The following is a 24,725-nucleotide window of genomic DNA, read 5'->3' on the forward strand; positions in this document are numbered from 1 at the left end:
TTTCGTTCTCCTTGTTCGTCCCCGCTTACAATCCCGACCGGCCCCGTCCGCCGGCATGGCCCGCAATCTATCCCCAGAGCGGGTTTTCGATCCCGGCCATGAAGTCCCTATGGCGCGCAAGCTCCGCGGCAGATGCCGAATGCGGGCGCGGTTCACGGCGTGGCCGGTCCGGCGCGCGGCGCACGGCCACGAGCTCTTCGACCGCCTCGCCCTGCTGCACTTCGATTTCGGCTGCCAGTTCCAGCCCGATCTGCCGTCCGCCCTTGAGCTCGACATAGACCTGCGCGAGCAGCTCGGCATCGAGCAGCGCGCCGTGCTTCACGCGGTGGCTGCGATCGATCCCGTAGCGCGAACACAGCGCATCGAGCGATAGCTTGGCGCCCGGGTGCCGCTTGCGGGCCAGCGCGACCGTGTCGATCATACGGCTGGTGCAGACGGCATCGCGCCCGCAGATTCCCAGCTCGGCATTGAGAAAGCCGAAATCGAAGCCGGCATTGTGCGCGACCAGCGGAGAGTCGCCGATGAACGCGAGCAGTTCCTCTGCCGCATCCGAGAACAGGGGCTTGTCCGAGAGGAAGGCCGCCGAGAGCCCATGCACCGCTTCCGCGCCGGCAGGCATGTCGCGCTCGGGATTGAAATAGGCGTGGTAGGTTTTGCCCGTGGGCACGAGATTGATTATTTCGACACATCCGATCTCGACCATCCGGTCCCCCGTCTTGGGGTCTAGGCCGGTGGTTTCGGTATCGAACACGATCTCACGCATTGCTTATCCTATCGGCCCCAATTGCGGCGATTTCAAGGGTCGATCGGTCAGCGCGCGGCAGCGGCTTCCCGCAATCTAGCGACAAGGGCGATGACGGTCTCTTCGGTTCGTTCGAGCGAGGTGCCGGTGTCGATCACATGATCGGCCCGCTCGCGCTTCTCGGCATCCGGCACCTGGAGAGAGAGGATATGCGCGAACTTTTCCTCGGTCATCCCGGGCCGTGCAAGGACGCGCTTGCGCTGGGCTTCGGCAGGGGCGGAGACCACGACCACGCGATCGACCGCCTCGGCGCCGCCTTTCTCGAACAGGAGCGGAATGTCGAACACCACGACCCGCGCACCCGAATGCTCGATCAGGAATGCCTCGCGTTTGCGGGCCACGGCGGGGTGCACGATGCTTTCGAGCCGGGCGAGAGCTTGCTTGTCGCCGAACACTTTCGCGCCGAGCGCATCGCGCAGGACGCCGTCCGCCCCGGTACTGCCGGGAAACGCTGCCTCGATCTCCGGTGACAATTCGCCGCTCGGACCCTGCATGGCACGCACTTCGGCGTCGGCATCGAACACAGGGACGCCGGCTGCCTGGAACATGGCGGCCACGGTCGATTTACCCATGCCGATGGACCCGGTGAGACCGACGATCAGCGGCCGCGTCACGCGAGCAGCCTTTCGCGTAATTCCGCGTCGTATTGTCGCGGCGGCTCGACGCCGAAAAAGTGATTGAAGGCGGCGGCTGCCTGCCCGATCAGCATGGCGAGTCCGTCGACGGTTGCGAATCCGGCCGCGCGCGCATTGGCGAGGAATTCGGTCTCCACAGGATCGGTGACAATGTCGTAGGCGATCGAGCCGGGCGGTGCGTGGCTCCAGTCGAAAGCGAGCGGCGGTTGGCCACGCATTCCGAGCGGCGATGCATTGATGACGAGATCGCAGCACCCCTCGCGGTCGTCGAAGGCGAAGTCGGTCGGCGTGGCGAAATGATCGAGCGGGGCGACATGATGCTCACCGCCAGGATCGAGCTCGTCAAGTAGCGCGCGGGCCTTGTCGGGATTTCGTCCGGTGAGAACGAGGGTGAAGCCTTCACCCGCTAGTCCGGCGACAATGGCGCGCGCCGCACCCCCAGTTCCGAGAATGCGGGCCATGCGGAAATAGTGCGTATCGCGAAGCTGGCCGAGCAAGGGTTCGAGAAACCCCGCGACATCGGTATTGCGCCCGACAAGAGCGCCATCGCGAGCTTTGACCACCGTGTTCACCGCGCCGACCCGCTTGGCGAGTGGCTCGATCCGGTCGAGCAACGGCATGATCGTCTGTTTGTGCGGCATGGTAACATTGCAGCCGCGCCAATCCGCGTCCTCACGGCGCTCTTCGAAATAGCTTTTCAGATCGCCTGTGGTCACATGATGCGCACGATACCCCGCATCGAGCCCGAGCTTCTCGATCCAGAACCCTTGGATTGCGGGCGATTTCGACTGGGCGATGGGATCGCCGATGACTTCGGCGTAGGCCTGTCCCGGACGACGAACCGGGGTCATCCGGGCAACATGCCTTCGTCGCGCAGCGCGTCCAGCAGCTGCAGCAGCGGCATGCCGAGCACGGTGAACTGGTCGCCCATGATGGTCTCGAACAGCTGCACGCCCGGCCCCTCTATGCGGAACACGCCGACGCAACAGGACACCGCAGGCCATTCCGCATTGAGATAGGCTTCGATAAAATCCTCGCTTAGTTCTCGCACGCGCAGCCGTGCGAAGTCGGAGCCGACCCAGACGATCTGCCCGTCCCGAGCCAATGCCGCCGCGCTGTGCAGCGTCATCACCTTGCCGGAGAAAAAGCGCAGATGCTCGGCCGCCTGCTCGCGCGATTGCGGCTTGTCGAAGCGTCGGCCATCGACCTCGACCAGCGAGTCCGACCCGAGCACGAAGCCATCCGCCGTGACGGCCGCAGCCTTCGCGGCAGCCAGCGCCTGGGCCACTTCGGCAGGCTCTGCACCCTCCATCTCGGCTTCGAGCGCTCGCTCGTCGATATCGGCCGCCTGCGCGGTAAACGCCACGCCCGCCGCCTCGAGCATCGCCTTGCGCGAGGCGCTGTTCGAAGCAAGCACGATTCCGCTTCCCGAAATTCCGCTCATATCGGTTTCGCCCCTTGCGATGTGCCGCGCATTTCGCGCTCGTTATACAGGCGGATCACCGCAGCAGCGGTTTCCTCGATCGACCGGCGCGTCACGTCGATCACGGCCCAGCCGTTGTCGGCGAACATTCGCCGGGCGAACGCCACTTCGCTCTTCACCTTCTCCTGATCGGCATAGTCGGTCTGCGCCTGCTCATTGAGGCTGAGCAGCCGGTTGCGGCGGATCTGCACCAGCCGCTCCGGCGCCGTCGTGAGGCCGATCACCATGGGATTTTTAAGTGAATAGAGCGCCGGCGGCGGCGGGCTTTCCACGACCAGCGGGATATTGGCCACCTTGTAACCGCGATTGGCGAGATAGATGCTGGTCGGCGTCTTCGAGCTGCGCGACACGCCGGCGAGGACGATGTCGGCCTCTTCCCAGTTTTCCCAGCCGACCCCGTCGTCATGCGCGATGGTGAACTGGATCGCCTCCACCCGCTCGAAATAGGCCTTGTCCATCGTGTGCTGGCGGCCCGGGCGGCCATGCGCTTCCTGGCCGAGCGCTTTCTCCAGCGCCGCCGTCACATGGTCGAGGATCGGCACGGCGGGCAGGCCCTGCTGCGCACAGACCTCTTCCAGCCGGGCGCGCGTGTCCGGATTGACGAGCGTGAAGAGGACAAGCCCGGGATTGGCCTTGAGTTCGGGCACGATCCGCTCGAGATGCTGCTTGCTCCTGACCATCGGCCAGAAGTGGCGCATGACATCGGCATCCTCGAATTGCGCGAGCGCGGCCTTGGCCAGCATTTCGAGCGTTTCGCCGGTGGAATCGGACAGCAGATGAAGATGGATGCGGTCGGGAATTTGGGGGCCTGCCTGCCTGTGGAGAAGCACCGGCATAAACCACGGGAGAAAGCTGCCGACAAGTTCGGGAGCAGATTGTGTGCCCGATCCGAGTCCTTCGCGAGCCGATTCCCGCACACCAAACGCAAGTTTTGCGCAAGGGGTGGAACAGCGAGGATAAGTTTGACTCGACTCAACCCTGCAGCCGAGTCGCGATCCGGGACACACCCTTTGCACGGCGGGAGAAATCGGGCAGGGGCGGCTTATCCCTGAAATCCACAGGGCCAACAGACTCCATCAACTCTTATAAATAATACTATTATTATTGGATTGGACTCTCCGATGCCCGGTCTCCTCCTCGATACGCTGAACGGAAAACGCGGGAGCCGCGTGCCGCTCTGGCTCATGCGCCAGGCCGGCCGCTACCTGCCCGAATACCGCGCGTTGCGGGCGGAGAAAGGCGGCTTTCTCGCGATGGCCTACGATAGCGAGGCGGCGTGCGAGATCACCCTCCAGCCGATCGAGCGCTTCGGCTTCGACGGAGCGATCCTGTTCTCGGACATCCTCATCGTGCCGCATGCGCTGGGTCAGCATCTCGAATTTCTGGCGGGCGAAGGGCCGAAGCTCTCGCCGCCCCTCGTCGATGCGGCACTCGAAAGCCTCGAGCCTGATCCCTCGCGCTACGAACCGATATACGAAACGGTTCGCCTGTGCCGCCAGCGGCTCGGCCCGGAAACGACCATGCTTGGCTTTGCGGGCAGCCCATGGACGGTCGCGACTTATATGGTTGCTGGCGAAGGGAGCCGCGACCAGCACGAGGCGCGGGCCATGGCCTATCGCGATCCGGCGGCGCTCCAGGGAATCGTGGATGCAATTTCCGATCAGACGATCGAATATCTGCGCGGTCAGATCGATGCCGGTGCGGAAGCGGTACAATTGTTCGACAGCTGGTCGGGCAGCCTCGCACCGGACGAGTTCGAGCGCTGGGTGATCGCGCCCAATGCGGCCATCGTGGCGGCGTTGGGCGAAAGCCATCCGGACACCCCGGTGATCGGTTTTCCGAAGGGCGCCGGCGAGAAGCTTCCGGCCTATGCGCGCGAAACCGGCGTAAAGGCCGTCGGGGTGGACGAGACGCTCGATCCTGCATGGGTCGCGCGGGAATTGCCCGCCGGCATGGCGGTGCAGGGCAATCTTGATCCGTTGCTGCTGCTGGCGGGTTCCGATGCTCTCGAGGCGCGTATTCGCACGATCCTCGATGCATTCGCCGACCGGCCGCATGTCTTCAACCTCGGGCACGGGATCGACCGGCGCACGCCGATCGGACATGTCGAGCGGCTGATTGCAGCGGTCCGCGGTTTCGAGGGGTGACGCGCGCGTGAGCAGCGCTTACATGCACCGGCGATGCAGGACGTTCTCGCGATGACCTATCTCTGGCTCAAGGCCGGCCATATCATCTTCATGGTGTTCTGGATGGCCGGGCTGTTCATGCTGCCGCGCCAGATGATCTATCTGTACCCGGCCGCTGCAGATTCGGACGAGACCGCGGTCTGGACGAAACGGATGGGGCTGCTGCGCAAGGTCATCCTGACACCCAGCCTGATCGTCGTGTGGGTGCTCGGCCTGCTGCTGGCGATGACCATCGGCGCCTGGGACCAGGGGTGGTTTCATGCGAAGCTGCTGATCGTGATCGCGCTTACCGGCTTTCACGGCTACATGGTGGCGCAGGCGAAAAAGATGACCGCGGGCGCGCGTCCCCTGACCGAAAAGCAGCTGCGCCTCTGGGGTGAATTCCCCGGCATCGCGCTGGCGCTGATCGTCGTGCTGGTGGTCGTCAAACCGTTCTGAGCGCCGTATGGCCCGATCCTGACAGGGCCTGATTCCGAATTGACGGCTTGGCGCAGTCCCCGTATTTGAATGCGCATCAATCCGGCTGAAGGCCCTGCATCAGACAGGGCCGGGTCCGCTTTCTCCAAGCCCAGTCCCATGCCAACCGCACGGACATACCGACCTGCCGGCCATCCCTAGCCAAATACCGAGTAAACATCATGCATCTCAAGGATTTGAAAGCAAAAGCCCCGGCGGACCTGGTCGCGATGGCCGAGGAACTGGGCGTCGAAGCGGCCGGTACGATGCGCCGCCAGGACCTGATGTTCTGCATCCTGCGCGAACTCGCTGACGACGAGGAATATGACGAGGAGATCATGGGGATCGGCACCATCGAGGTGCTGCAGGACGGCTTCGGCTTCCTGCGAAGCCCGGAGGCGAATTACCTGGCCGGTCCCGACGATATCTACGTCTCGCCCAACCAGATCCGCAAATGGGGCCTGCGCACCGGCGACACGGTCGAGGGCCAGATTCGCGCCCCGCAGGAAGGCGAGCGCTATTTCGCGCTGACCGGGCTGACGACGGTCAATTACGAGGATCCGGATCAGGTCCGCACGCGCACCAATTTCGACAATCTCACGCCGCTCTATCCCGAAGAGAAGCTGACGCTCGACACGCTCGATCCGACGGTGAAGGACAAGTCGGCGCGGGTGATCGACATCATCTCGCCGCAGGGTAAGGGGCAGCGCGCCCTGATCGTCGCCCCGCCGCGCACGGGTAAGACGGTGCTGCTGCAGAACATCGCCAAGGCGATTACCGACAACCATCCGGAGGTCTTCCTGCTGGTCCTGCTGGTCGACGAGCGGCCCGAGGAAGTCACCGACATGCAACGTTCGGTCAATGGCGAGGTTATCTCCTCGACCTTCGACGAGCCGGCCAATCGGCACGTCCAGGTGGCGGAAATGGTGATCGAGAAGGCCAAGCGCCTCGTCGAGCACAAAAAGGATGTGGTGATCCTGCTCGACTCGATCACCCGTCTGGGCCGCGCCTACAACACTGTCGTGCCGAGCTCGGGCAAGGTGCTGACCGGCGGTGTCGATGCCAATGCGCTCCAGCGCCCCAAGCGCTTCTTCGGTGCGGCGCGCAATATCGAGGAGGGCGGATCGCTCTCCATCATCGCCACTGCGCTGATCGATACCGGCAGCCGCATGGACGAGGTCATCTTCGAAGAGTTCAAAGGCACGGGTAACAGCGAAATCGTGCTCGACCGCAAGGTCGCCGACAAGCGCATCTTCCCGGCGCTCGACGTCGGCAAGTCCGGCACCCGCAAGGAAGAGCTGCTGGTCGACCAGGGCCAGCTGTCGAAGATGTGGGTCCTGCGCCGGATCCTCATGCAGATGGGCACGGTCGACGCGATGGAATTCCTGCTCGACAAGATGAAGGATTCCAAGACCAACGAAGACTTCTTCGCGAATATGAACCAGTAGGTTTGCACCACGGAGGGCGGGCCATCGGGCATGCCCTCCCTAATGCCGATTCCGCTGCCAGCTTCGCGATAGCGGCAGGCGAACTGCTCTAACACAAAATTAACCCTGTTTCCCCTAGGAAAGCCTAGTGGCGGGTGACGACCCGGCATCGCCGGGCAGGCGGTCTGCCCAGTTGGTTTTTCACGGGGGACAGCATGATCGGTTTTCGCGCCAGCCTGCGCGTGTTCCCGAAAGCCTTCGGTCGCGCCGCGTATCGCATCTGACGTGGCGTCGCTCGGCTCTCTTGCACTCCCTCACACGATGACTGCCTCGCGCGGTGCGCGGGTGCTTACGCGCGAGCGGTTTGCCAGCGTGCTCCTGCCGATGACGACCGTGATCCTGCTCGGCATCCTCCACCAGGCGCAGGTCTTTCGCGACATCGACGGGCGGATTTTCGATCGGTTCGCCGTCGTTGGGAGTGCCACGGCCCCCACGGTGGTCGTGGTGGCACGCGATCCGCGCTTCGTCGCAATGGGAGCCGACCGCTTCGATGCTATCGACCGCGTCCTGGCCGGTTCGGGTATCGAGCGGATCGGCTACCTCGGCGCCCGCGACACGCCGGGGCCGGGAGCGAGCGTGCCGGTGATAGTGGGCCGAAGCGCCGACAGAGTGCCCCTCAGCGGACGCTGGCGGTTCGATTCCACACCCGATGGCCCCGAGCTTGGCGCAGTTCGAGCGGCTTCCAATCTTGCACCCTCCGAATATGGAATCCAGCGTAGCCAGTTTCGCGGCCTGTCGGGTGGTGAAACTGTCATGCCATCCTTCGAAGTCGCGCTGGCCGGTGTCGAGCCAAGCGAGGGCGAGTTCCTGGTTCGCATGCCGCGGGCGCAGTCGATCCCCGTCATTCCGGCGAGCCAATTGGTCTCAGGCGATTTTTCGGCTGCCGACCTTGCCGGAACCGTAGCCCTGGTCGCACCATCGTCCGCGCTCGAGCCTTCGCTTGCTACGCCACGCGATCCCGACATGCGGACCATGTCCGAAGCGATCTTCCGCGCCCATGCAGTCCATGATTTGCGGACCGGTCGGCAGGTCGTCCGTGCAGCCGCTTGGAACAGCTGGATCTTGCTGCTCGCTGTCGGGTTGGCATTGGCAATCACCTATCGCCGAAGCGATCCAAAGCAGCTCATCCTGCGCGTTTCGTTCATTGCCAGCGTGCTGATCGCCGCCGGCGGTTGGCTCGCGCTCGAATTCGCCGGGCGCCTGCTGCCGATGACGGCGCTGCTGCTGGCCCCTTGGATCATTGCCATCCAGCGCATTCTCATTCGCGAGCGCCGCCAGGATAACCGGCTGGAACGAGTTGCCGCGCGCGCGGTCCAGCATTCGGTGCATCGCTCGGCCCTGCGCGAAGGAGCAAGGCTGCCGCAATTCGTCGATCCGACGGCGCGCATCGCGGGGGTCGAGAAAAGCCTGCTGCTAGAACTCACCCGCACCGGCGAACTTCAGCTCGTGAGCGCTATCGACGCCAAGCTCGACGATATCGCAATGGATCATGCCGAGCTATCGAAAGAACTCGCGAAAATGCGTGGACGGCAAGTCGGCTTCGATGCCGCCGCTCTGGTGCCTGGCTGGGGCGGCGAGGCGCGGCTGACCTGGATCGGCGGGGCCGAACGCAATCTCTTCTGGCTCTACGCTGTTCCCCCTGGCGGGCGCAGTGGCAAACGCGGACAATTGGTGCGCGCAGCCGCCGCTTCCTTCCGCGAGCTGTTTCGCTGGCGCGGAGATCTCAATGCACGCGAGCGACAGGAGGAACGCTACCTCCCGATCGACGAGAAGGTCGCCAGCGCGGTCTCGCTTGTCGCTCGCGAATCCGACCAGGTCCGCCGCGGTTTCGATACGATCGATACCGCGGTGATGATTTTCCACCTCATCGGATCGCCGCTTCATGCGAACCGCGCGATGGAAGACCTCTACCGCGAAGCCGAGATCGCCGTGAACGAGACGCCGCTGGTCGACGCGATCGTCGCACTGACCCGGCTCGATGTCGTCCGGGTGGAGGCTCTGCTGCAGGAGCTGGTGTTCCGCGGCGGAGAGATGCGCCTGCCGATGCGGCAGTTCGGTCCGGTCGAACGCATCCTGCGGGTAGCGGCCCCCGACAGCATGGCGCGGAGCACGGACCGGCTGATCGTGATCGAAGCGGTCGACATCACTGAATTGCACGCCGCTGCGGACCTGCGCCAGTCGGTGGGCCTGTTCATCGACCTGCAGCTTCGCAACGATCTCGAGGCGATCCTGCTTGCCGCCGACCTTGCGCGGGATCCGCGGGTCGGCGCCGACAAGATCGGCCCGATCGTGGGGCGGATCGGCGAGGCGGCGCGCCGCGCGACCGGGCGGCTTGACGAGGTCGCCGAGCTGGTACGTGGTGCAAACGAGGAGCTGGTCGAGGCCTGTTACCCTGTCGATGCGCGCGCGCTGGTCCTCCAGACGCTCGAGAAAACCGCCGAGATGGCCGAAGAGCTGGAAGTCGGGATTGATATCCAGCTGCCGGCGATGAGCGGGTTCACCATCGCCGAACCGCGGGCGCTTGGCGACATGCTGGAAGCCATGCTGCGCGTCGTGGTGGCCGATACCCCGCAAGGCGAGACGGTCACTGTCCGGCTCGAAGAGAAGAATACCGAAACGCAGGTCCATATCTCCGGCGGTTTCGGGATCGGCTTCGGCCGGCTCGTCTATCTGCTTACGAAGGGCGAAGACCAGTCGGTCGGCGAGTACCGGCAGATCAATCGCGGCATCGCCCGCACCGCCAAATGGGGCGGCAGCGTCTCCTACTGGGGGCGCGAGGCCAATGGGTTCGGATTCAACGTAAAACTGAGGCGCATCGGATGATCCTGCCGCATATCCTTATCGTCGACGATGACGAGATCCTCGCCAGTCTCCTGCAGATCACGCTGGAAGTCGAGGGTTACGAGGTATCGACCGCACCCGATGGCGAAGCCGCTCTGGCGCGGCTGGCCGAGGGTGGGATCGATCTGGTCGTGCTCGATCTCGTGATGCCCAAAATGGACGGAGTGCGCTTCCTGCGCGTGCTGAACGAACAGGGCGAGGCGCGTCCTCCGGTAATCGTCATCTCGTCCACTGCGGGCAACACCGTGTCGGACGAATTCCGTGCGCTCGGCGTCGTCGCGATCGCGCGCAAGCCGGTCGAGCCCAGATGGCTCGTGGAGAATATCGCAGAGGCGCTTGAAAGAGGGGCCGCGAACGCCGGATGAGCCTCTTCCCGCTCGCCATATTCCCCGAGGGCGGCCTCGTCAGCTCGATCATCACGACCGTGTGGGTCGGGGTGTTCGTGCTGTGCTTTTTCAACCTGCGCTACGGCTGGGTCCTCTCCGGCCTGGTCGTGCCGGGTTATATTGTGCCATTGCTGATCGTGAAGCCGGTGGCTGGCTTCGTCATCATTTTGGAGGCGGTTCTAGCCTACGCGCTCGTGTGGCTGTTCTCCGAAAAGCTGAGCCGCGGTCGTTATCCCAGCCTGTTCGGGCGCGACCGGTTCATGGGGCTCATCCTCGCCAGCATCGCCGTGCGCCTCGTGATGGACGGCTATGTCCTGCCCGAATTCGCCGGGTGGCTGGAAACCAATTTCGACCGCCGCTTCGACTGGCGCGACAATCTCCAGAGCTTCGGCCTCGTCATCATCTCGCTGCTGGCGAACCAGTTCTGGAAGCCGGGACTGGTGCGCGGGCTGGGCGCTGCCGTGGTGACGATGGGAATCACCTATCTGGTGGTCCGCTACGGCCTGATGGAGTTTACCAATTTCCGCATGAGCGCGGTGACCTATATGTACGAAGGGCTTGCCAGCTCGATCCTGGCTAGCCCGAAGGCCTATATCATCCTGACCCTGACGGCGCTGATCGCGAGCCATATGAACGTGCGCTACGGCTGGGATTTCTCGGGCATCCTGATTCCGGCGTTGATTGCACTGCAATGGTATCAGCCGACCAAGATCGTCACCTCTTTTCTCGAAGCGATCGTGATCTACGTGATTGCGCGGCTGGTCCTGAAGCTGCCGAGCCTGGCCAATGCGACGATCGAGGGCGGGCGCAAACTGCTGCTGTTCTTCAACATCAGCTTCGCCTGGAAGATGGCTCTGGGCTGGTTCATCGTCTGGCAGGGCTACGATGTGAAGACGACCGACTTTTACGGCTTCGGTTACCTCCTCTCCACGCTCATTGCGATCAAGGCACACGACAAGAACATCTTCCCGCGTCTCGCCCGTTCGACCCTGCAGGTGAGCTTCATGGGCGCCGTCTTCGGCAATATCGTCGGTTTCGCCCTCTCGGCGGCGGTCTCGCGCGTCCCAGGCGGCGAGCAGATGGCCGAAGTGGACGTGGTGTCTCGCAGCGAAGAGCGCATCGAGATGCTTGTCGTGGACGCAATCGGCGACGCGCATATCCGCAGGGTCTCGGGCAAGGCGGCGCCATTGTCGGACGGTGCGCGTGAAAATCTGGCGGAGCTTGTCTATGGCTTGCAGCGAGGTGTGCCCGCGTCCTCTCCCGATTTCGACATGCAGGCAGAGGGCTGGCGGTTGATGGCGGTGGGCGATGGTCGTCTGGCGATAGTCCGGGCCGATGACGCCGGTCACGAAATGCTGCTGTTCGACCCGTCGGCAACGCGCGATGTGGCTATCGTTCTGCGGGATCCGGCAAGCAAGCCCGGGCTGGGCGTAGCCGGTCTGGCACTTCGCCAGCAACTCGATGCACGGTGGCTCGTCATTTCAACTCCCGAGGGCGCCGGAAACATCGCGGAAGCGAGTGTGGCAGATGTATTCGCCGCTTCCAGCGACACCGTCCTGCTCGAATTGCAATCCGGGATGGGCCAAAATTCCGAGGTCGCCTATGCCAATGCATCGGCCGGTGTCCTGGACCTGCCAAGCCTTGAATCCGCAGTACCTGATGTACGTGCCGGCATCGATATCGGTGCGAGCGATGGGGGGCGGGATCGTGCGATCCTATCACTCAGCAATGCGGCGCTCGAAGAACTCACCAGGATGCGTGCGCCACGCCTGCGCGACGATGCTGCCTGTCGCCTCGTGGCCAATGACAACGCGGATCGGAAATGGCGGAAAGTCGAGCGCCTCGCGTTCATGCGCTACGAAGTTGCCGAGCCCTTCGTCGCTTCTGTACGTGAAGGAGAAGCTGCAACCCACGCACGCGCCTCTGCCACGATCGCAGGCTTCGGCGTTGCGCGATGCACGCTCGGAGGGCGTTATCACTGGACACTCTTTTCGGCGCGGCGGGACGAGGGCCAGATCTTCCTCGCCGAAGGTGCGCCCCTCGCCAAGAGCGTGCTTACCTGGCGCGAGGAAGACTATGGCAAGGCCGCCCGGCTCGGTATCGCTGTGCATCGCAACTGGGCAAGCGATGTTTTGCTGGTCGCAGCGCAGCCCGATGGTTTTTCCCGCTCGCCGCGCTCGGCTATGACGGTGCTCTGGCAGGAAATCGTTCGACAGCAGGAGGGGCAAGAGGAAGCCTTTTCCTTCCACCTGCGCCAGCGACCGAAGGGCTCTGCCTTTCCCGAAGGACGGCCCGAAGTCCTGCTTGTGCAGGACGTACTGGGGCCAGCGTACCCCGAACTCGGAAACCTTGCATCGGCACTGCGCGGGGCCGGAATTCGCACCGAGTTGTCGGATGGAAGCCCGGCCTTCGCGGGATATGAGGCCCGCCCGGCGCAGGCGGAGCGCTACTTTAATGCTACGAGCGGACGCCGCTCCGCGATCGGATGGGTGGTCAACTACGGAGGCGTCGCGCAATGAGCCTGACCTTCGTCGGCCGTAGCATCGTGTTCGCGATCCTCGCGGCGCTTGCCGCCTATGGCGGATGGGCCTGGGCGGTACCGCTGGCGCGCTATCTCGTTGCAGCGCAGGATTCGACCCAGATGGACCTGCGCATTTCAGGCCGGACTCTCGCCTACCGGTTGCAGCAGGACAGGCCGATGACCTTCGTCTTGTCGCAGCCCGCCGACGAGGTGAAGCTTCTCGCGCATGCGGCGGTGGTAGAACCCTCGAGAGCATCGGAAGGCGCGTATTACACATTGCGCGTTGCCCTGTTCGATGCGCAGGGCGCAGAAATTGCGGAGTATCAGCGGACACTTCTCTCGGGCCGCGACGATGGATATCTACCCGACGGCCGCGCGCGTCGGTTCTACCGCGCCGGCGGACAGGAGATCTGGGGCCAGGATCAGCTCGTTATCCAGGACGATCAACCTTTCACGCGGGTGGAAGTGACGCTGGAGGCTGCCGAGAACATGGTCGCGGGCGTCGATGCGCGGCTTTACGAGCAGCGCCCCGTTTCTGCCGGTGACGGGCGCGCCGTCTTCCTGCGTCGGAGCAGTGAGGAGCGTGCGGCCCTGACCGCCTTCAGTCCATTCCCGCCCGAAATGTTGTCCGAGTCCGAAATCGCTAATCTTGCCGGCAATCTCTGGCGCCCTGTCGGTCCCGTCGGTATCGAGGGGCGCGATTACGACGCCCTCGTGATCTACGAAGCCGACAGAGCGGGCGAAGAAGCCGCATCGTGATCCGCTGGGCCATCCTCTTGCCATTCGGCTTCTTGGCCGCCGGATGCAGCAACGCGGATGCGCGCGATTATTTTGCGCACGGAATTTTGCAGGAGCGCGAGGCGACACAGTTCGGCCTGACCCGGAGCGAAGAGGGCGGGTCGATCGTGTTGCGCGACACGCGCCAATGCGGCAGCGGCGGCGAGTATCGGCTCCGCAAGGGTGCGGCAGTCCCGCTTGGCGTCACCGCCCCCCACGCCTTTCACGATCGCGGCACGGGTGAGCTTGCGATGCAAATCTTCGCGCGCAGCCGGGCGGCGGTTGCTGCGCGGAACACCGTCGCACGGGATGGCAGCGACGGTTGCGAAGCGCTCGATATCGCGCGTGAAGGCGAGCATCTGTTTACGCATTTCGCGCTGGGGTTTTCAGACCGTTTTCCGGGTGGCCTCGTCGTCCAGCTGCATGGGTTCGACGGCGCGAGGCGCTCTACCGCGCGAGCGGAAGAAGCCGCGGCCATCGTGAGCAATGGAACGCCTTCCCCCGACGCCGATACACTCGATCTTGCGGATTGCCTGAGCCATGCTCTCGCCCCACGCGCTGTACTGGTGTACCCCACCGAAACGATCGAATTGGGGGCAGAGGACAATGCCCAGGGGAAGGCCTTGCGCGATGCAGGCGGCGCACGCTTTGCGCATATCGAACTGTCTGCCGACCTGCGCGAGGCAATGCTGAGCGACAAGACGCTTCTCGAAACCTTCGCCGCGTGCCTCGAGGAAGCTGCGGCATGAATGCGGCCGCGAACATCGATGTTGCGCAAGCGCGGTCGATCGGGATTCCTCTTGGCGAGCGCCTCGATCATGGCTTCGCAGACAAGTTGCTGCCGGTCTATGCCGATTTGCGCGAGGAAATTCTCGCTTATGCCGGGGAGCGGGGCGACGCCCTGCCGCCTGCTCGCCACGCGACGGTCCTTGCCGATTTCTGCCTATTGCAGCGCGACGAGATCGCTAGGCTGACCAAGGCGGAAGAGCGCTTCCAGTCGCGCTTTGCCAGCGCACTCGACACGGCGGAGCAGCGGGCCGCGATCCTCGATTTCGCCCGGGCGCTCGGTTCGCGCGGTCGCCAGATCAGGCGCGACGAACAGGCAACGCGGGACTTTTTCGATGCCGATGCGGTGGTTGAACGCTTTACAAAGCGGCTCGGCGAGCGCGAGCGCGTTCTGGCCTTCGCGCTGGAGCGGTTGGGATGGGTGGCCGGTGAAGCGGTCGGTTACGATCTTGCCCTGACCGAAGGCGAGACGATGACCGAGATCTTCGAGGTCCTCCTCCCCGCCACGCGGAACTGGCATGGCGATGCGCGCATCCGCCGGGCGGCCCATGCCTGCATGCGGCGCGTTGCCGAGAACCTGCCACCGCGGACCGGCGGCCTATGGCTCGATGCGGTGCTCAGTGCGACGCGCCGGGCGTGTCTCGATCTTTCCGAAGATGTCTGGACCCAGTGCGAGGCGTTCGACGTCATGTTCGCGCTTTCGCCGCACACCGTGCATTCGCTCGTCGAGCGGCGGCTGGCAGTCGATCTCGATACGAGAGCTCCTGCGCAGCGCGATGGCGAGGTTTTCGTTCGCCGCCACCTCGTTCGGCGGATCGCGGGCCTCCTCCACACTTCGAACCGCTTGCAGAGAGCCTTCGACATTCTCTGCAACGACCCCGACGGCGCCGTGCGACAGGTGGTGGCCGAATGCCTCCCTGTCCTGCATCCAGGCCGCGCCGCGCAGGCTGCCAAAGAGCTGCTGCGCGACGAAGACGCTCAGGTTCGTGCCGCGCTCTTCGCTGCGCCTGCCGCCAATCTCGCAGCGCTTAGCGCAAACCTCTATTTGCGGGCGATCGCATCGACCCTGAAGCGCGACGACGACGAATTCGTCCTGCGGATCGCGCTGGAGGCTTGCGCCGACATCGCGCAGCATGCCGCAAGCAACGCGGGCGATGCTCCGGCGGCACTGGTCGGACAATTGCTGGGCGCGGTCGAAGGGCTCCGGCATCGCAATCCCTCACCGAAGTTATGGCGCTGGAGCGACGAGGTACGGGAGCGCATCTGGTTCTGGACCGATCCCGAGGCGCGCGAGATCGGCCGCAATCTCGCCGAAACGGTTCATCCGATGCGCGAAGGGGCGTTGCGAAGGATCCCGGCGCTGCGCCAATGGCTGGCCGAGGATGAGGACAAGGTAGGCCGCGTGATGGCAGTGCTGGCGCAGCGCGATTTCGGCCTTGCGCTGAAATCGGGCCTGATGCCGTCGATCCAGCGCGGTGAGTATTTCCGCCGCCGTGCCTGGCGGATGCTGTTCGAGGGCCGGCACAGTGCAACCGACAAGCGCCAGGCGTTCCATCACACCAAGGGTCGCCACTATCACGGCAGTCTGATCGCTCCGAGCGCGCGCATGGCCGAACTCGCCCCGACCAAGGTGCCTGGCGAACCGCTGTTTGAAAGCGGCGAGGGGGGCTGGCGCAATTACCTCCCATTGGTCGACCAGGTGCTGTCCGCGCTCGACCGCGGCGGCACGACCAAGATCTTCACCAGCGCGGGGAAAACCGAGATTAGTGCGCCCGCCGGGATTTCCGCCCGGATGAAGGCATTCTGGAATGTGACTCGTAGCTTTCCCGAGCTGGCGAGCCTGAGGAATCGCGATCCCGAGGCCTATATCGCCAGGCTCCGCGAACTTGACCTAGATCTGGTCTTCCGGGCGTATGACGACGCGGCGGGCGCGCCGACCCCGCACATCGTCAAGCTCTACAGCGCCGGCGGCATCTTTGCGGCGCTGCCGATCTTCTGGGACCGCGCATCGGCCTATGTTTCGACCGTCTTCGCCAACAATCTCGTCGAGCTTGGTGTCTTCGTGGTGCTGGCGAGTGCATGGTTTCTCGGACGGCACATATGGCTCGGCTGGCAGGCTCGGCGGCTGCGCGACGGGCTGTCTCTGGTGCTCGGCGGCTGGGGGACACGCGGGAAATCCGGGACGGAGCGGCTGAAGGCGGGCCTCATCAATGCGCTCGGCCCCTCGATTGTCTCCAAGACCACCGGCTGCGAGGCGATGTTCCTGCTCGGGAACCCCTATGGCGAGCTGACCGAGATGTTCCTGTTCCGCCCATACGACAAGGCAACGATCTGGGAGCAGTTCAACCTGCTCAAGACCTCGCGCGGGCTGAAGGCGCGCGTGTTCCTGTGGGAATGCATGGGGCTCAACCCCTCCTATGTCCGCGTGCTGCAGCAGGACTGGATGCGCGACGATATCGGCACCATCACCAATACCTATCCCGACCACGAGGACGTACAGGGCCCCGCCGGGCGCAATATTCCCGAGGTCATGTGCGAATTCATTCCGCACAATTCGACGCTGCTGACGACCGAAGAAGAAATGCTGCCGATCCTGGCCGAGGGAGCGGACAAGGCGGGCACGCGCATGCGCTCGGTCGGGTGGAAAGAGGCCGGGTTGATTCACAAGAATCTGCTCGACCGGTTTCCCTATGAAGAGCACCCGTTCAACATCGCGCTGGTGACAGCCATGGGCGACGAGCTGGGGCTGGAACCCGATTTCTGCGTCAAGGAAATGTCCGACCGCGTCGTCGCCGACCTCGGCGTGCTCAAGACCTATCCGCGCGCGGAAATCGACGGGCGCAGCCTGCAGTTCGTCATGGGCATGTCGGCCAACGAACGCTTCGGCGCGATGGGCAACTGGACCCGCATGGGCTTTGCCGATCACGACCTCGAGAAAGACCCGGAGATCTTCGTGACCACCGTGGTCAACAACCGCGCCGACCGCGTGCCGCGCAGCCGGGTCTTCGCGCGCATGCTGGTGCGCGATGTGGCAGCCGACCGGCACTTCCTGATCGGCAGCAATATCGAGGGGCTGCTCGGCTTCATCGAGGAGGAGTGGGCGGAATATGCCGCGTCGCTGAGCATCGTTGCAAAGGATGTCGAGCCGCTGGAGCACTTGCGTGCGCTGGCCCGCCATCAGCGCATCCCGCTTAGCCAGGGCGCACTCGATGGTCTGCTGACGGCGATGCTTGCCCCACAAGCGCACAAGCTGGTGCCGGAGGACGCGCTTGCAGCTGCGAAGGACGGCAAACTGGGCGAAGCTCTGGCGAACGTAGACCACGCCGACGCTATCCTCGCGCACTACGAAGCGATGGCCGCGCTCCACCGTGAATATCTCGATATCGAGCAGGCCGTGGCGGGCGGCGGCGATCCGGCAGCGCAGGATCAGGCGCTGAGAGCTCTGTTACACAAGGCCTTCCACGCAAAGCTCGTCCCGGTGCGCGACTATTACATGAAGGGCGAGGCGATCGTCCGTCTGGTCGCCGCGAACACGCCGCCGGGCCTGCTCAATCGCATCATGGGCATGCAGAACATCAAGGGCACTGGGCTCGACTGGGTCTATCGCTGGCAGGCCTGGGAAGCGGCCTCGAAAGCGTGCCAGCAGCTGCGCGAAGAGGACCCGGCTACGGTGGAGCGCGGCTATCGCATGCTCGCCAGCTTCCACGAATTCGGGGTCCTGAGCGAAGCGGAATTGCGCGCCGTGCTGGCCGAATTGCGCGAGCAGGGCATGCAGTCTGCGCTCTCTGCCGCGCAATGCGATGTGCTCGAAACGCGCCTGAACGAGCAGATGGAGAAGCTGTCCGGCCTGTCGATCGAAACCGGCGGCGGGGAGGGGGCGTCCGGCGGCCAGCTGGCGAAGATCGGTTCCAACCTTGTCACGACGGTGGAGGCATTCATCGATGCAGGCGATGCGGTGCGCCGGCGTAAGGCTTCCGATCGCATTTACGCCTCGCTGATTGCCGAGCAGATCTCAAACCAGCGCGCTGCCGCAGAGCTGAAGGAGCTGACGTCACGACAGAAGGGTGGCTGGCTCGCCAAGTCGATCAAGGCGCGGCGCGAACGCCGGGCGGCCTGAGGCTTATCCGAGGGATGGTGCGAAGATGGGGCGGGCCGCTCGAGTAATTGCTGTCAGCGGAGTTCATCCGCCAACTCGAGGTCATGCCGCTACAGTCAGAAGCGATAACCGACCACAAGGCCGAACCGCGCGCCATCCATATCGTAGCGGGAATCGTTTGAGTCCCTGAAGCGGTATTCGGCGCTGGCGCGGGCATAGGGGCCGCGGTTCCAGTGGCCGTAGGATAGGTCGACTGCCGGCGCAACGTAGCTGTCTTCGCGCAAGGCCAGATCGGGATCTCCCCGTGCGATACGGCCGGCGTAATCCCATTCGCGATATTCGATCGATGGGCGTACCCTCAGCATCCGTGTGACCGGATGGCTGTACTTCAAACGCACCCCACGCCGGTCGTAGCTGCGGCGTTCCTCGTCATCGCTGGTCATTTCCTCGACGCGGGCGTCGATGCGAAGCCAGTGGTAGGAACCGAGTCGCCGATTGTATTGGGCAGCGACCCGATAGCCGTCGCCGGTTCCGGCACGCGTCGTGTCATATTCGCGCTGGCGATAATCGGCTTCGACGCGCACACGGTCGTTGCCTTTCGACCATTCCACTTGGGCTGCGACGGAGGTCTGGTCGGCGCTGAACGCCTCCAAAACAGCGATATTTTCGATTCTGCGCGCGCGGAGCCTGACCGTCACCGTCTCCGACACTTCGTGCTCGATGCTTGCGGAGACGCCGTAGCTGGTCAGCGTGTCGCGATTGAGGCCTTCATAGTCGAAGACCCCCGCATCCACCTCGATCCGTGCTGTCGTCCGCGGGCTCAGGCTCCAGTCGAGTGCCAGATCGCCGCGAATGCCGTAGCCCGAGCTGTCGAATTCGTCGCCGTCCTCGATCATGATGTCCGACTGGATCCCGATTGCTTCGACCCGCGCCTCGACCTTCACGGGATCTCCGTTCTGGGCGATGGCGGGTGCGGCGAGCAAAGCGAGCGCTGCGAAGAACAGCAACCCGGTTGCGTGGCGGAGATGCTGAAGGAATATGGCGCGCGTCATTTAGAGCTCTGCCTTCAAAGCACTTTTTGCATTCTCGAGGACGGGTTTCACATCCTCGCCCGCAAAGAACGCGGCAAGCAGTGCCGCTTCCTGGTTGCGCGCCACCTCGCCCAACCGGGGCTGACCGAAGGAGCCTGCGGTGCCGGCAAGCTGGTGCAGCAAATTGCGCAATTCCATGATCAGGGCCTCATCGATGTCGGAGCGGTCGAGCGCACCGTCGATCTGCCGGAGCAGGCCGAGCGTACGGTCGTCGAAGCGCAGTTTGAGCGCTTCGAGAGCGGCGCTGCGCTTGCGCTGCGGAGTATTGCGCGTGCGGTGCCCCCAGGCCCTTAGCGTGGCGCGGAGATCGTCCAGCGCGACGGGCTTTTCCAGATAAGCCTGCATGCCCGCTGCGCGGTAGGTGCGCACTTCGTCGAGATCGGTGGCGGCCGTGACGGCTATGATCGGCAGGTATTCTGCGTCGTAGCCTTGCGCGCGCAGCCGCTTGGCGGTCTCGACACCGTCGAGGATCGGCATATTCACGTCGAGCAACAGCATCGAGTAGGGCTTGGCAGCATTCTCCGCTGTTTTAATCATCGCGATCGCTTCTACGCCGTTGGTCGCGTGATCCATCTGAACCGAAAGATGGCGAGTCATCGCCATGAGCACGTCGGCGCTGATCTGCGTGTCTTCGGCGAGCAATACGCGCAGCGCACCGGCGGCCCCGTCGGGGGACTCGTCCTTCGACACGCGTTTGTCGGTCCAGCTGGCGGATTTCGGCTCGTACACGCAGCCGCTATCGCAGGATATGGTTAAACGAGCGCTAACGGTGAATGCGGAGGGCCTGAATGCCGACGGTTCAGCCCGCTTTCATGCGCTCCAGCTGTGCCGCCATCTGCTCCCAAACCTTGTTCACTGCTTTCAGCGGACGCACCATGACCTTGAAATCGACGATCTTCCCCTCGTCGTCGAAGCGGATGAGATCGATGCCGTTGACGTGGATGCCGTCCATCTCGGTCGTGAATTCGAGCATTGCATTTTCGCCGTCGACCAGCTCCCGAACATATTCGAAACTGTCGTTTCCAAGCGTTTCGCCCGCTGCCGAGAGATAGGCGACCACGATCGCCTGCCCGCGCTGGGGCGTATGCACGACGGGGGAATGGAACACGGCATCCTCGTGGATCATCGCGGCGAGTTCTTCGGACTTGCTGCCGCCCTCGATCACGCGATGCCAATTATCCAGACCGGTTCTTGCGGAACTCATTGTGCCCTCCTGAAGCTATCGGCCCGGGCTGCGTGCCAGTGGCGCGCGTAGGCAGTGGAATCGGGGTCCTCGAGCAGTTCTCCGGGCTCGAGGAAGGTGTAGATCCGGTCGATGGCATCGGAACGCGCCCCGTTCAAGCGCTCGCGCATGTCCTGCGGCGTGATCTCCCACGGGCTGGACAGCCCCATCGCGACCACGATTTCCCGCAGCGAATGGAGGGTCTGCTTCTGGAAGCGGGCGACGCGCGGGCCTTTGTCTTCGACCACCAGGCCGCGCTGCCGCCAGGCTTCCTGCGTTGCCACGCCGGTCGGGCAGGTCCCCTTGTGGCAGTTCATCGATTGCACGCAGCCGAGCGCGAACATGAAGGGGCGGGCGGCGTTGCACCAATCGGCGCCCAGCGCGAAGGCCTTAGCCATTTGCGCGCCGGAATGGATCTTGCCCGAGGCAGCGATCTTCACCTTCGATCTGAGGTTCAGGCCGACCAGCATGTTGCGAACCATGATCTGCCCTTCGCGCAGCGGCATTCCTACGGAATTGGACAATTCGAGCGGGGCAGCCCCAGTCCCGCCCTCAGCGCCATCGACGGTGATGAAATCGGGATGTAGCCCGGTTTCGAGCATGGCCTTGCCCATGGCGAAAAGCTCGTGCGGCTGACCGACGCACAGTTTGATGCCGACCGGCTTGCCGCCCGACAGCTCGCGCAGTTTCGCGACGAATTCTAGCATTTCGATGGGCGTGGAAAAGGCGGGATGGGCGGCGGGAGAGGTCACCGTGACCCCGGCGGGAACGCCGCGAGCTTCGGCGATTTCCGGCGTGACCTTGGCGGCGGGAAGCACGCCGCCGTGCCCCGGCTTCGCGCCCTGGCTCAATTTGAGCTCGATCATCTTGACCTGGTCGGCGGCAGCGCGCTCGCGAAATTGTTCGGGATCGAAATTGCCGTCCGACTTTCGTGCCCCGAAATATCCGCTGCCCAACTCCCAGATCAGGTCGCCCCCGTGGGAGCGGTGGTATTTGCTGATCGACCCTTCGCCCGTGTTATGCGCGAAATCGCCCATCGCAGCCCCGGCATTGAGCGCCTCGATGGCCTTGGCGGAGAGCGAGCCGAAGCTCATCGCCGAGATATTCAGCATCGCGGTAGAGTAGGGCTTGGCACAGGTCTCTTCACCGACCGTAAGCCGCCAAAATTCGGGCGCGTCGGCTTTTGGCGCGATCGAGTGGCTCAGCCATTCGTACTCGTCCGAGTAGACGTCGTACTCCGTGCCCATGGGGTGCGAGTCGAGGTCGCCCTTGGCGCGCGCATAGACGAGAGCGCGGGCTTGATGGCTGAAGGGCCGCCCTTCGAGATCGCTTTCGACGACATAGGCTTGGGCGAAGGGCCGCAGGTCTTCCATAAGCCAGCGGATACGCGCGACAAGCGGATAGTTCCGCCTAAGCGTATGATCGTGCTGGAAAAAATCCCACAGTGCAATGGCGGCGAGGGGAACAAACGCCACCAGCGCCCACCGCGCCGGTTCCCAGAGCCATGCCGCCGCGCACAGCAGCAGCAATAGCCCCGGGATGATATAGCGAAACGGAAGGCGCTCCACGCGTCAGCCGAGATGCTCGGCGAAGAACTCCGCCGTGCGGCTGTCCGCGAGCTGTGCCGCTTCTTCAGACCGACGCTCGCCGAATTCGGTGGCGAAGCCGTGGTCGAGGCCTTCGTAGTCGTAAAGCGTGACCTTCGGATGGTCGTCCAGCCCTTCGTGCATGGCCTTCTGCGTATCCTTGTCGACGAAGCCGTCCTCGGTCGGGATGTGCAGCATGAGCGGGTTCGCGATGGCATGCTTCTCGCCGAGCAAGCCGTCGATTCCGACGCCGTAATAGCCGACCGTCGCATCGACATCGGTACGCGCTGCGGTCATGTAGGCCAGCCGGCCGCCGAGGCAGTATCCAACCGCACCGACCTTGGCGACGCCTTCGGTATCGCGGATGTAATTGATCGTTGCCTCGATGTCGCGGATGCCCTGATCCTGGTCGAACTTGCCCATCAGGTCGAGCGCGCGCTGGAATTCGGGCTCGATATCGGGATCGAGCTCGATGCCCGGTTCAAGACGCCAGAACAGGTCGGGCGCAACGGCGAGATAGCCATCCTCGGCCAGCTTGTCGCATTTGCGCCGGATGCCGGCATTGATGCCGAAGATTTCCTGGATGACGAGGATGGCGGCCTTCGCGGTGCCCGAAGGGCGGGCAACGTATCCTTTGAAACTATCGTTCCCGGTAAGGGTGGAAATCTGGACGGTCTCGCTCATGCGTGGCATCTCCTCTGGTGTTTCGGGCTTAGCGCTTGCCTCGAAGGCTTGGCAAACCCAGATAGGCGGTACAGCGCCATAACGGAGGAAGCGCCATGAAGGTCCATATCGAAATCGACTGCACCCCCGAAGAGGCGCGGACATTCATGGGGCTGCCCGATGTGGGGAAAGCCAACGCCGTCTATGTCGACATGATGTCCAAGGCGATGAAGGGCGTCTCCAGCACCGACCAGTTGCAGGAATATGCCAAGCAGCTCGCGCCTATGGGGCAAGCCGGGTTCAAGCTGTTCCAGAGTTTCATGGAAGGTGCCAATTCGGCGCGGACGGTGTCTCCGGGAGACAAACCGGCGAAGGACGACTGATTTCTCCGGAATCTCGATGCAAGACACGATCTTCGCGCTTTCGAGCGGCGCGCCCCCTGCCGGAATAGCGGTGATCCGCATCAGCGGCCCGGGTGCCGCTGGCGCTCTGGAAGCGCTCGTGGGCGACTTGCCGGAGCCACGCTTGGCAGGCCTCCGCACATTGCGCGATCGCGACGGGCATGCGCTCGACGAGGCTCTGGTCCTTTGGTTTCCTGCACCGAGGACAGTGACTGGTGAGAATGTTGCGGAACTGCACTGCCATGGCGGGCGCGCTGTAGTCGCGGCCGTTATGGCCGAGCTCGCGACGCTGGCGGATCTCCGCGAGGCGGACGCTGGCGAATTTACCCGGCGCGCTTTTGCCAATGGACGCATCGATCTGGCCGAGGCCGAGGGGCTGGGCGATTTACTTGCAGCTGAAACCGAATGGCAAAGGCGCGGGGCCATGTCGGCGGCCGGGGGCGGGCTCTCTCGCCGTATCGAGGAATGGCGGACGCGGCTGCTCGGCCTTTCGGCCCAAGTGGAAGCAGCGATCGACTTTTCTGATGAAGACGATGTGGAAGCGCTGCCGACCGACTTCGCGGACGAGCTTTCGACCCTGAGGGGCGAGATCGACAACGTCTTGTCGCGCCCCTCGGCGGACCGGCTGCGCGACGGCGTGCGGGTCGTGTTCGCGGGGCCGCCGAATGCGGGAAAATCATCCCTTTTCAATGCCCTGCTGGACGAAGGCGCCGCGATCGTTTCGCCCGTGGCGGGAACTACCCGGGACGCGATCGAGCGCCCCGTGGCAATTGGCGGCGTTCCTTTTGTTTTCATCGACACCGCCGGGCTCCGGGAGGAGGGCGCCGGTGATATCGAGGCCATCGGCATCGATCGAGCGCAGAGGGAGCTGGAGAAGGCCGACATTGTGCTTTGGCTCGGTCCTCCGGCGGACTGTCCGGCCGGTGCAATCCTGATCGCACCCAAGGCGGATCTGGCCGATGCCGGAAATGAAGGTCATGCAGTTTCGGCTGTAACCGGTTCGGGCCTCGATGATCTGGTGCGAATGCTGGTAGATCGGGCCAAAGACCTGCTTCCCCCGCCGGATCGCATCGCCTTCAACCGGCGTCAGAAATCACTAGCCGGGACCTGCGGCGAGCATCTCGCCGCCGCTGGCCGGGTGAGCGACACCTTGATTATCGCGGAAGAGTTGCGACTGGCGCGCGTGGCGCTCGACTCTATGTCAGGCCGGAATTCGACCGAGGACATGCTCGATGCGCTGTTTGGACGCTTCTGTATCGGGAAATAGGCGAACGGGTTTCGACGTGCAGCAAGTGTTCCACGTGAA

At 63.9% G+C, this 24,725-nt stretch carries 21 protein-coding genes; 11 read left to right on the plus strand and 10 right to left on the minus strand.

Annotated elements, in window-relative coordinates:
- Positions 1–67: 67 nt before the first annotated feature.
- The 5 genes from dnaQ to P8R33_RS13095 are packed head-to-tail and all read right to left on the minus strand — an operon-like array spanning position 68 to position 3,756.
- Positions 68–763: a DNA polymerase III subunit epsilon gene (dnaQ, locus tag P8R33_RS13075; RefSeq protein ID WP_278329405.1), complete on the minus strand. Its 696-nt coding sequence runs from the start codon at positions 761–763 to the stop codon at positions 68–70.
- Positions 764–810: 47 nt separating this feature from the next.
- Complete coding sequence (coaE, locus tag P8R33_RS13080; RefSeq protein ID WP_278329406.1) at positions 811–1,416, minus strand: dephospho-CoA kinase; 606 nt, start codon at positions 1,414–1,416, stop codon at positions 811–813.
- Positions 1,413–2,288, minus strand: coding sequence for a shikimate dehydrogenase family protein (locus P8R33_RS13085; RefSeq protein ID WP_278329407.1), 876 nt, complete (start codon positions 2,286–2,288; stop codon positions 1,413–1,415). The genes coaE and P8R33_RS13085 overlap by 4 nt, the downstream gene beginning before the upstream one ends.
- Positions 2,285–2,881 (minus strand): Maf family protein, encoded by a 597-nt coding sequence (locus P8R33_RS13090; protein ID WP_278329408.1) that lies wholly within the window; start codon positions 2,879–2,881, stop codon positions 2,285–2,287. Before P8R33_RS13090 ends, P8R33_RS13085 begins: the two co-directional genes overlap by 4 nt.
- A complete protein-coding gene (locus P8R33_RS13095) occupies positions 2,878–3,756 on the minus strand; it encodes a pyruvate, water dikinase regulatory protein (RefSeq protein WP_278329409.1) in 879 nt (292 codons plus the stop codon). Before P8R33_RS13095 ends, P8R33_RS13090 begins: the two co-directional genes overlap by 4 nt.
- A gap of 285 nt (positions 3,757–4,041) precedes the next feature.
- Between P8R33_RS13095 and hemE the strand changes: the two genes are divergently transcribed.
- The 9 genes from hemE to P8R33_RS13140 all read left to right on the plus strand — a co-directional run bounded on the left by hemE (position 4,042) and on the right by P8R33_RS13140 (position 18,477).
- Complete coding sequence (gene hemE, locus P8R33_RS13100) at positions 4,042–5,067, plus strand: uroporphyrinogen decarboxylase (RefSeq protein WP_278329410.1); 1,026 nt, start codon at positions 4,042–4,044, stop codon at positions 5,065–5,067.
- Positions 5,068–5,100: 33 nt separating this feature from the next.
- Positions 5,101–5,544: a CopD family protein gene (locus P8R33_RS13105; protein WP_278329411.1), complete on the plus strand. Its 444-nt coding sequence runs from the start codon at positions 5,101–5,103 to the stop codon at positions 5,542–5,544.
- A gap of 200 nt (positions 5,545–5,744) precedes the next feature.
- Complete coding sequence (gene rho / locus P8R33_RS13110; RefSeq protein ID WP_278329412.1) at positions 5,745–7,010, plus strand: transcription termination factor Rho; 1,266 nt, start codon at positions 5,745–5,747, stop codon at positions 7,008–7,010.
- Between the two features lie 300 nt (positions 7,011–7,310).
- Positions 7,311–9,872, plus strand: a complete 2,562-nt coding sequence (locus P8R33_RS13115) for an ATP-binding protein (RefSeq protein ID WP_278329413.1) — start codon at positions 7,311–7,313, stop codon at positions 9,870–9,872.
- The gene (locus P8R33_RS13120; RefSeq protein ID WP_278329414.1) at positions 9,869–10,255 is read left to right on the plus strand and encodes a response regulator; all 387 of its coding nucleotides are present in this window, start codon (positions 9,869–9,871) and stop codon (positions 10,253–10,255) included. Before P8R33_RS13115 ends, P8R33_RS13120 begins: the two co-directional genes overlap by 4 nt.
- Positions 10,252–12,795: a poly-gamma-glutamate biosynthesis protein PgsC/CapC gene (locus tag P8R33_RS13125; protein WP_278329415.1), complete on the plus strand. Its 2,544-nt coding sequence runs from the start codon at positions 10,252–10,254 to the stop codon at positions 12,793–12,795. The genes P8R33_RS13120 and P8R33_RS13125 overlap by 4 nt, the downstream gene beginning before the upstream one ends.
- The gene (locus tag P8R33_RS13130) at positions 12,792–13,556 is read left to right on the plus strand and encodes a hypothetical protein (RefSeq protein ID WP_278329416.1); all 765 of its coding nucleotides are present in this window, start codon (positions 12,792–12,794) and stop codon (positions 13,554–13,556) included. Before P8R33_RS13125 ends, P8R33_RS13130 begins: the two co-directional genes overlap by 4 nt.
- Positions 13,553–14,323 carry a hypothetical protein gene (locus P8R33_RS13135; RefSeq protein ID WP_278329417.1) on the plus strand — a complete coding sequence of 257 codons (771 nt, stop codon included), beginning with the start codon at positions 13,553–13,555 and terminating at the stop codon, positions 14,321–14,323. The genes P8R33_RS13130 and P8R33_RS13135 overlap by 4 nt, the downstream gene beginning before the upstream one ends.
- On the plus strand, positions 14,320–18,477 hold the full coding sequence (locus P8R33_RS13140) for a hypothetical protein (RefSeq protein WP_278329418.1): 4,158 nt from the start codon (positions 14,320–14,322) through the stop codon (positions 18,475–18,477). The genes P8R33_RS13135 and P8R33_RS13140 overlap by 4 nt, the downstream gene beginning before the upstream one ends.
- A 95-nt stretch (positions 18,478–18,572) precedes the next feature.
- On the opposite strand, the gene P8R33_RS13145 is transcribed toward P8R33_RS13140, so the two are convergent.
- From P8R33_RS13145 to P8R33_RS13165, 5 genes are all read right to left on the minus strand, one after another.
- On the minus strand, positions 18,573–19,508 hold the full coding sequence (locus P8R33_RS13145) for a hypothetical protein (RefSeq protein WP_278329419.1): 936 nt from the start codon (positions 19,506–19,508) through the stop codon (positions 18,573–18,575).
- Positions 19,509–20,276: a response regulator gene (locus P8R33_RS13150; protein WP_278329420.1), complete on the minus strand. Its 768-nt coding sequence runs from the start codon at positions 20,274–20,276 to the stop codon at positions 19,509–19,511.
- Positions 20,277–20,346: 70 nt separating this feature from the next.
- A complete protein-coding gene (locus P8R33_RS13155) occupies positions 20,347–20,751 on the minus strand; it encodes a nuclear transport factor 2 family protein (protein WP_278329421.1) in 405 nt (134 codons plus the stop codon).
- The gene (locus tag P8R33_RS13160; RefSeq protein WP_278329422.1) at positions 20,748–22,337 is read right to left on the minus strand and encodes an FMN-binding glutamate synthase family protein; all 1,590 of its coding nucleotides are present in this window, start codon (positions 22,335–22,337) and stop codon (positions 20,748–20,750) included. The genes P8R33_RS13155 and P8R33_RS13160 overlap by 4 nt, the downstream gene beginning before the upstream one ends.
- Positions 22,338–22,340: 3 nt before the next feature.
- Positions 22,341–23,039, minus strand: coding sequence for a dienelactone hydrolase family protein (locus P8R33_RS13165; protein WP_278329423.1), 699 nt, complete (start codon positions 23,037–23,039; stop codon positions 22,341–22,343).
- Positions 23,040–23,134: 95 nt separating this feature from the next.
- Between P8R33_RS13165 and P8R33_RS13170 the strand changes: the two genes are divergently transcribed.
- Positions 23,135–23,401, plus strand: coding sequence for a DUF6489 family protein (locus P8R33_RS13170; RefSeq protein ID WP_278329424.1), 267 nt, complete (start codon positions 23,135–23,137; stop codon positions 23,399–23,401).
- A gap of 16 nt (positions 23,402–23,417) precedes the next feature.
- Entirely contained in the window at positions 23,418–24,686 is a 1,269-nt protein-coding gene (gene mnmE, locus P8R33_RS13175; protein WP_278329425.1) for a tRNA uridine-5-carboxymethylaminomethyl(34) synthesis GTPase MnmE, read from the plus strand.
- The last annotated feature ends 39 nt before the right edge of the window (positions 24,687–24,725 follow it).

This window comes from Qipengyuania flavescens, from assembly GCF_029688735.1.
GTDB lineage: Bacteria > Pseudomonadota > Alphaproteobacteria > Sphingomonadales > Sphingomonadaceae > Qipengyuania.

Bases quoted from the DNA above. Each gene is read 5' to 3' on its own strand.
- dnaQ (WP_278329405.1), bottom strand. From the start codon at position 763: ATGCGTGAGATCGTGTTCGATACCGAAACCACCGGCCTAGACCCCAAG.
- P8R33_RS13125 (WP_278329415.1), top strand. From the start codon at position 10,252: ATGAGCCTCTTCCCGCTCGCCATATTCCCCGAGGGCGGCCTCGTCAGC.
- rho (WP_278329412.1), top strand. From the start codon at position 5,745: ATGCATCTCAAGGATTTGAAAGCAAAAGCCCCGGCGGACCTGGTCGCG.
- P8R33_RS13170 (WP_278329424.1), top strand. From the start codon at position 23,135: ATGAAGGTCCATATCGAAATCGACTGCACCCCCGAAGAGGCGCGGACA.
- P8R33_RS13085 (WP_278329407.1), bottom strand. From the start codon at position 2,288: ATGACCCCGGTTCGTCGTCCGGGACAGGCCTACGCCGAAGTCATCGGC.
- P8R33_RS13095 (WP_278329409.1), bottom strand. From the start codon at position 3,756: ATGCCGGTGCTTCTCCACAGGCAGGCAGGCCCCCAAATTCCCGACCGC.
- P8R33_RS13115 (WP_278329413.1), top strand. From the start codon at position 7,311: ATGACTGCCTCGCGCGGTGCGCGGGTGCTTACGCGCGAGCGGTTTGCC.
- P8R33_RS13165 (WP_278329423.1), bottom strand. From the start codon at position 23,039: ATGAGCGAGACCGTCCAGATTTCCACCCTTACCGGGAACGATAGTTTC.
- P8R33_RS13155 (WP_278329421.1), bottom strand. From the start codon at position 20,751: ATGAGTTCCGCAAGAACCGGTCTGGATAATTGGCATCGCGTGATCGAG.
- P8R33_RS13120 (WP_278329414.1), top strand. From the start codon at position 9,869: ATGATCCTGCCGCATATCCTTATCGTCGACGATGACGAGATCCTCGCC.
- P8R33_RS13145 (WP_278329419.1), bottom strand. From the start codon at position 19,508: ATGACGCGCGCCATATTCCTTCAGCATCTCCGCCACGCAACCGGGTTG.
- P8R33_RS13140 (WP_278329418.1), top strand. From the start codon at position 14,320: ATGAATGCGGCCGCGAACATCGATGTTGCGCAAGCGCGGTCGATCGGG.
- P8R33_RS13105 (WP_278329411.1), top strand. From the start codon at position 5,101: ATGCAGGACGTTCTCGCGATGACCTATCTCTGGCTCAAGGCCGGCCAT.
- P8R33_RS13130 (WP_278329416.1), top strand. From the start codon at position 12,792: ATGAGCCTGACCTTCGTCGGCCGTAGCATCGTGTTCGCGATCCTCGCG.
- P8R33_RS13090 (WP_278329408.1), bottom strand. From the start codon at position 2,881: ATGAGCGGAATTTCGGGAAGCGGAATCGTGCTTGCTTCGAACAGCGCC.
- hemE (WP_278329410.1), top strand. From the start codon at position 4,042: ATGCCCGGTCTCCTCCTCGATACGCTGAACGGAAAACGCGGGAGCCGC.
- mnmE (WP_278329425.1), top strand. From the start codon at position 23,418: ATGCAAGACACGATCTTCGCGCTTTCGAGCGGCGCGCCCCCTGCCGGA.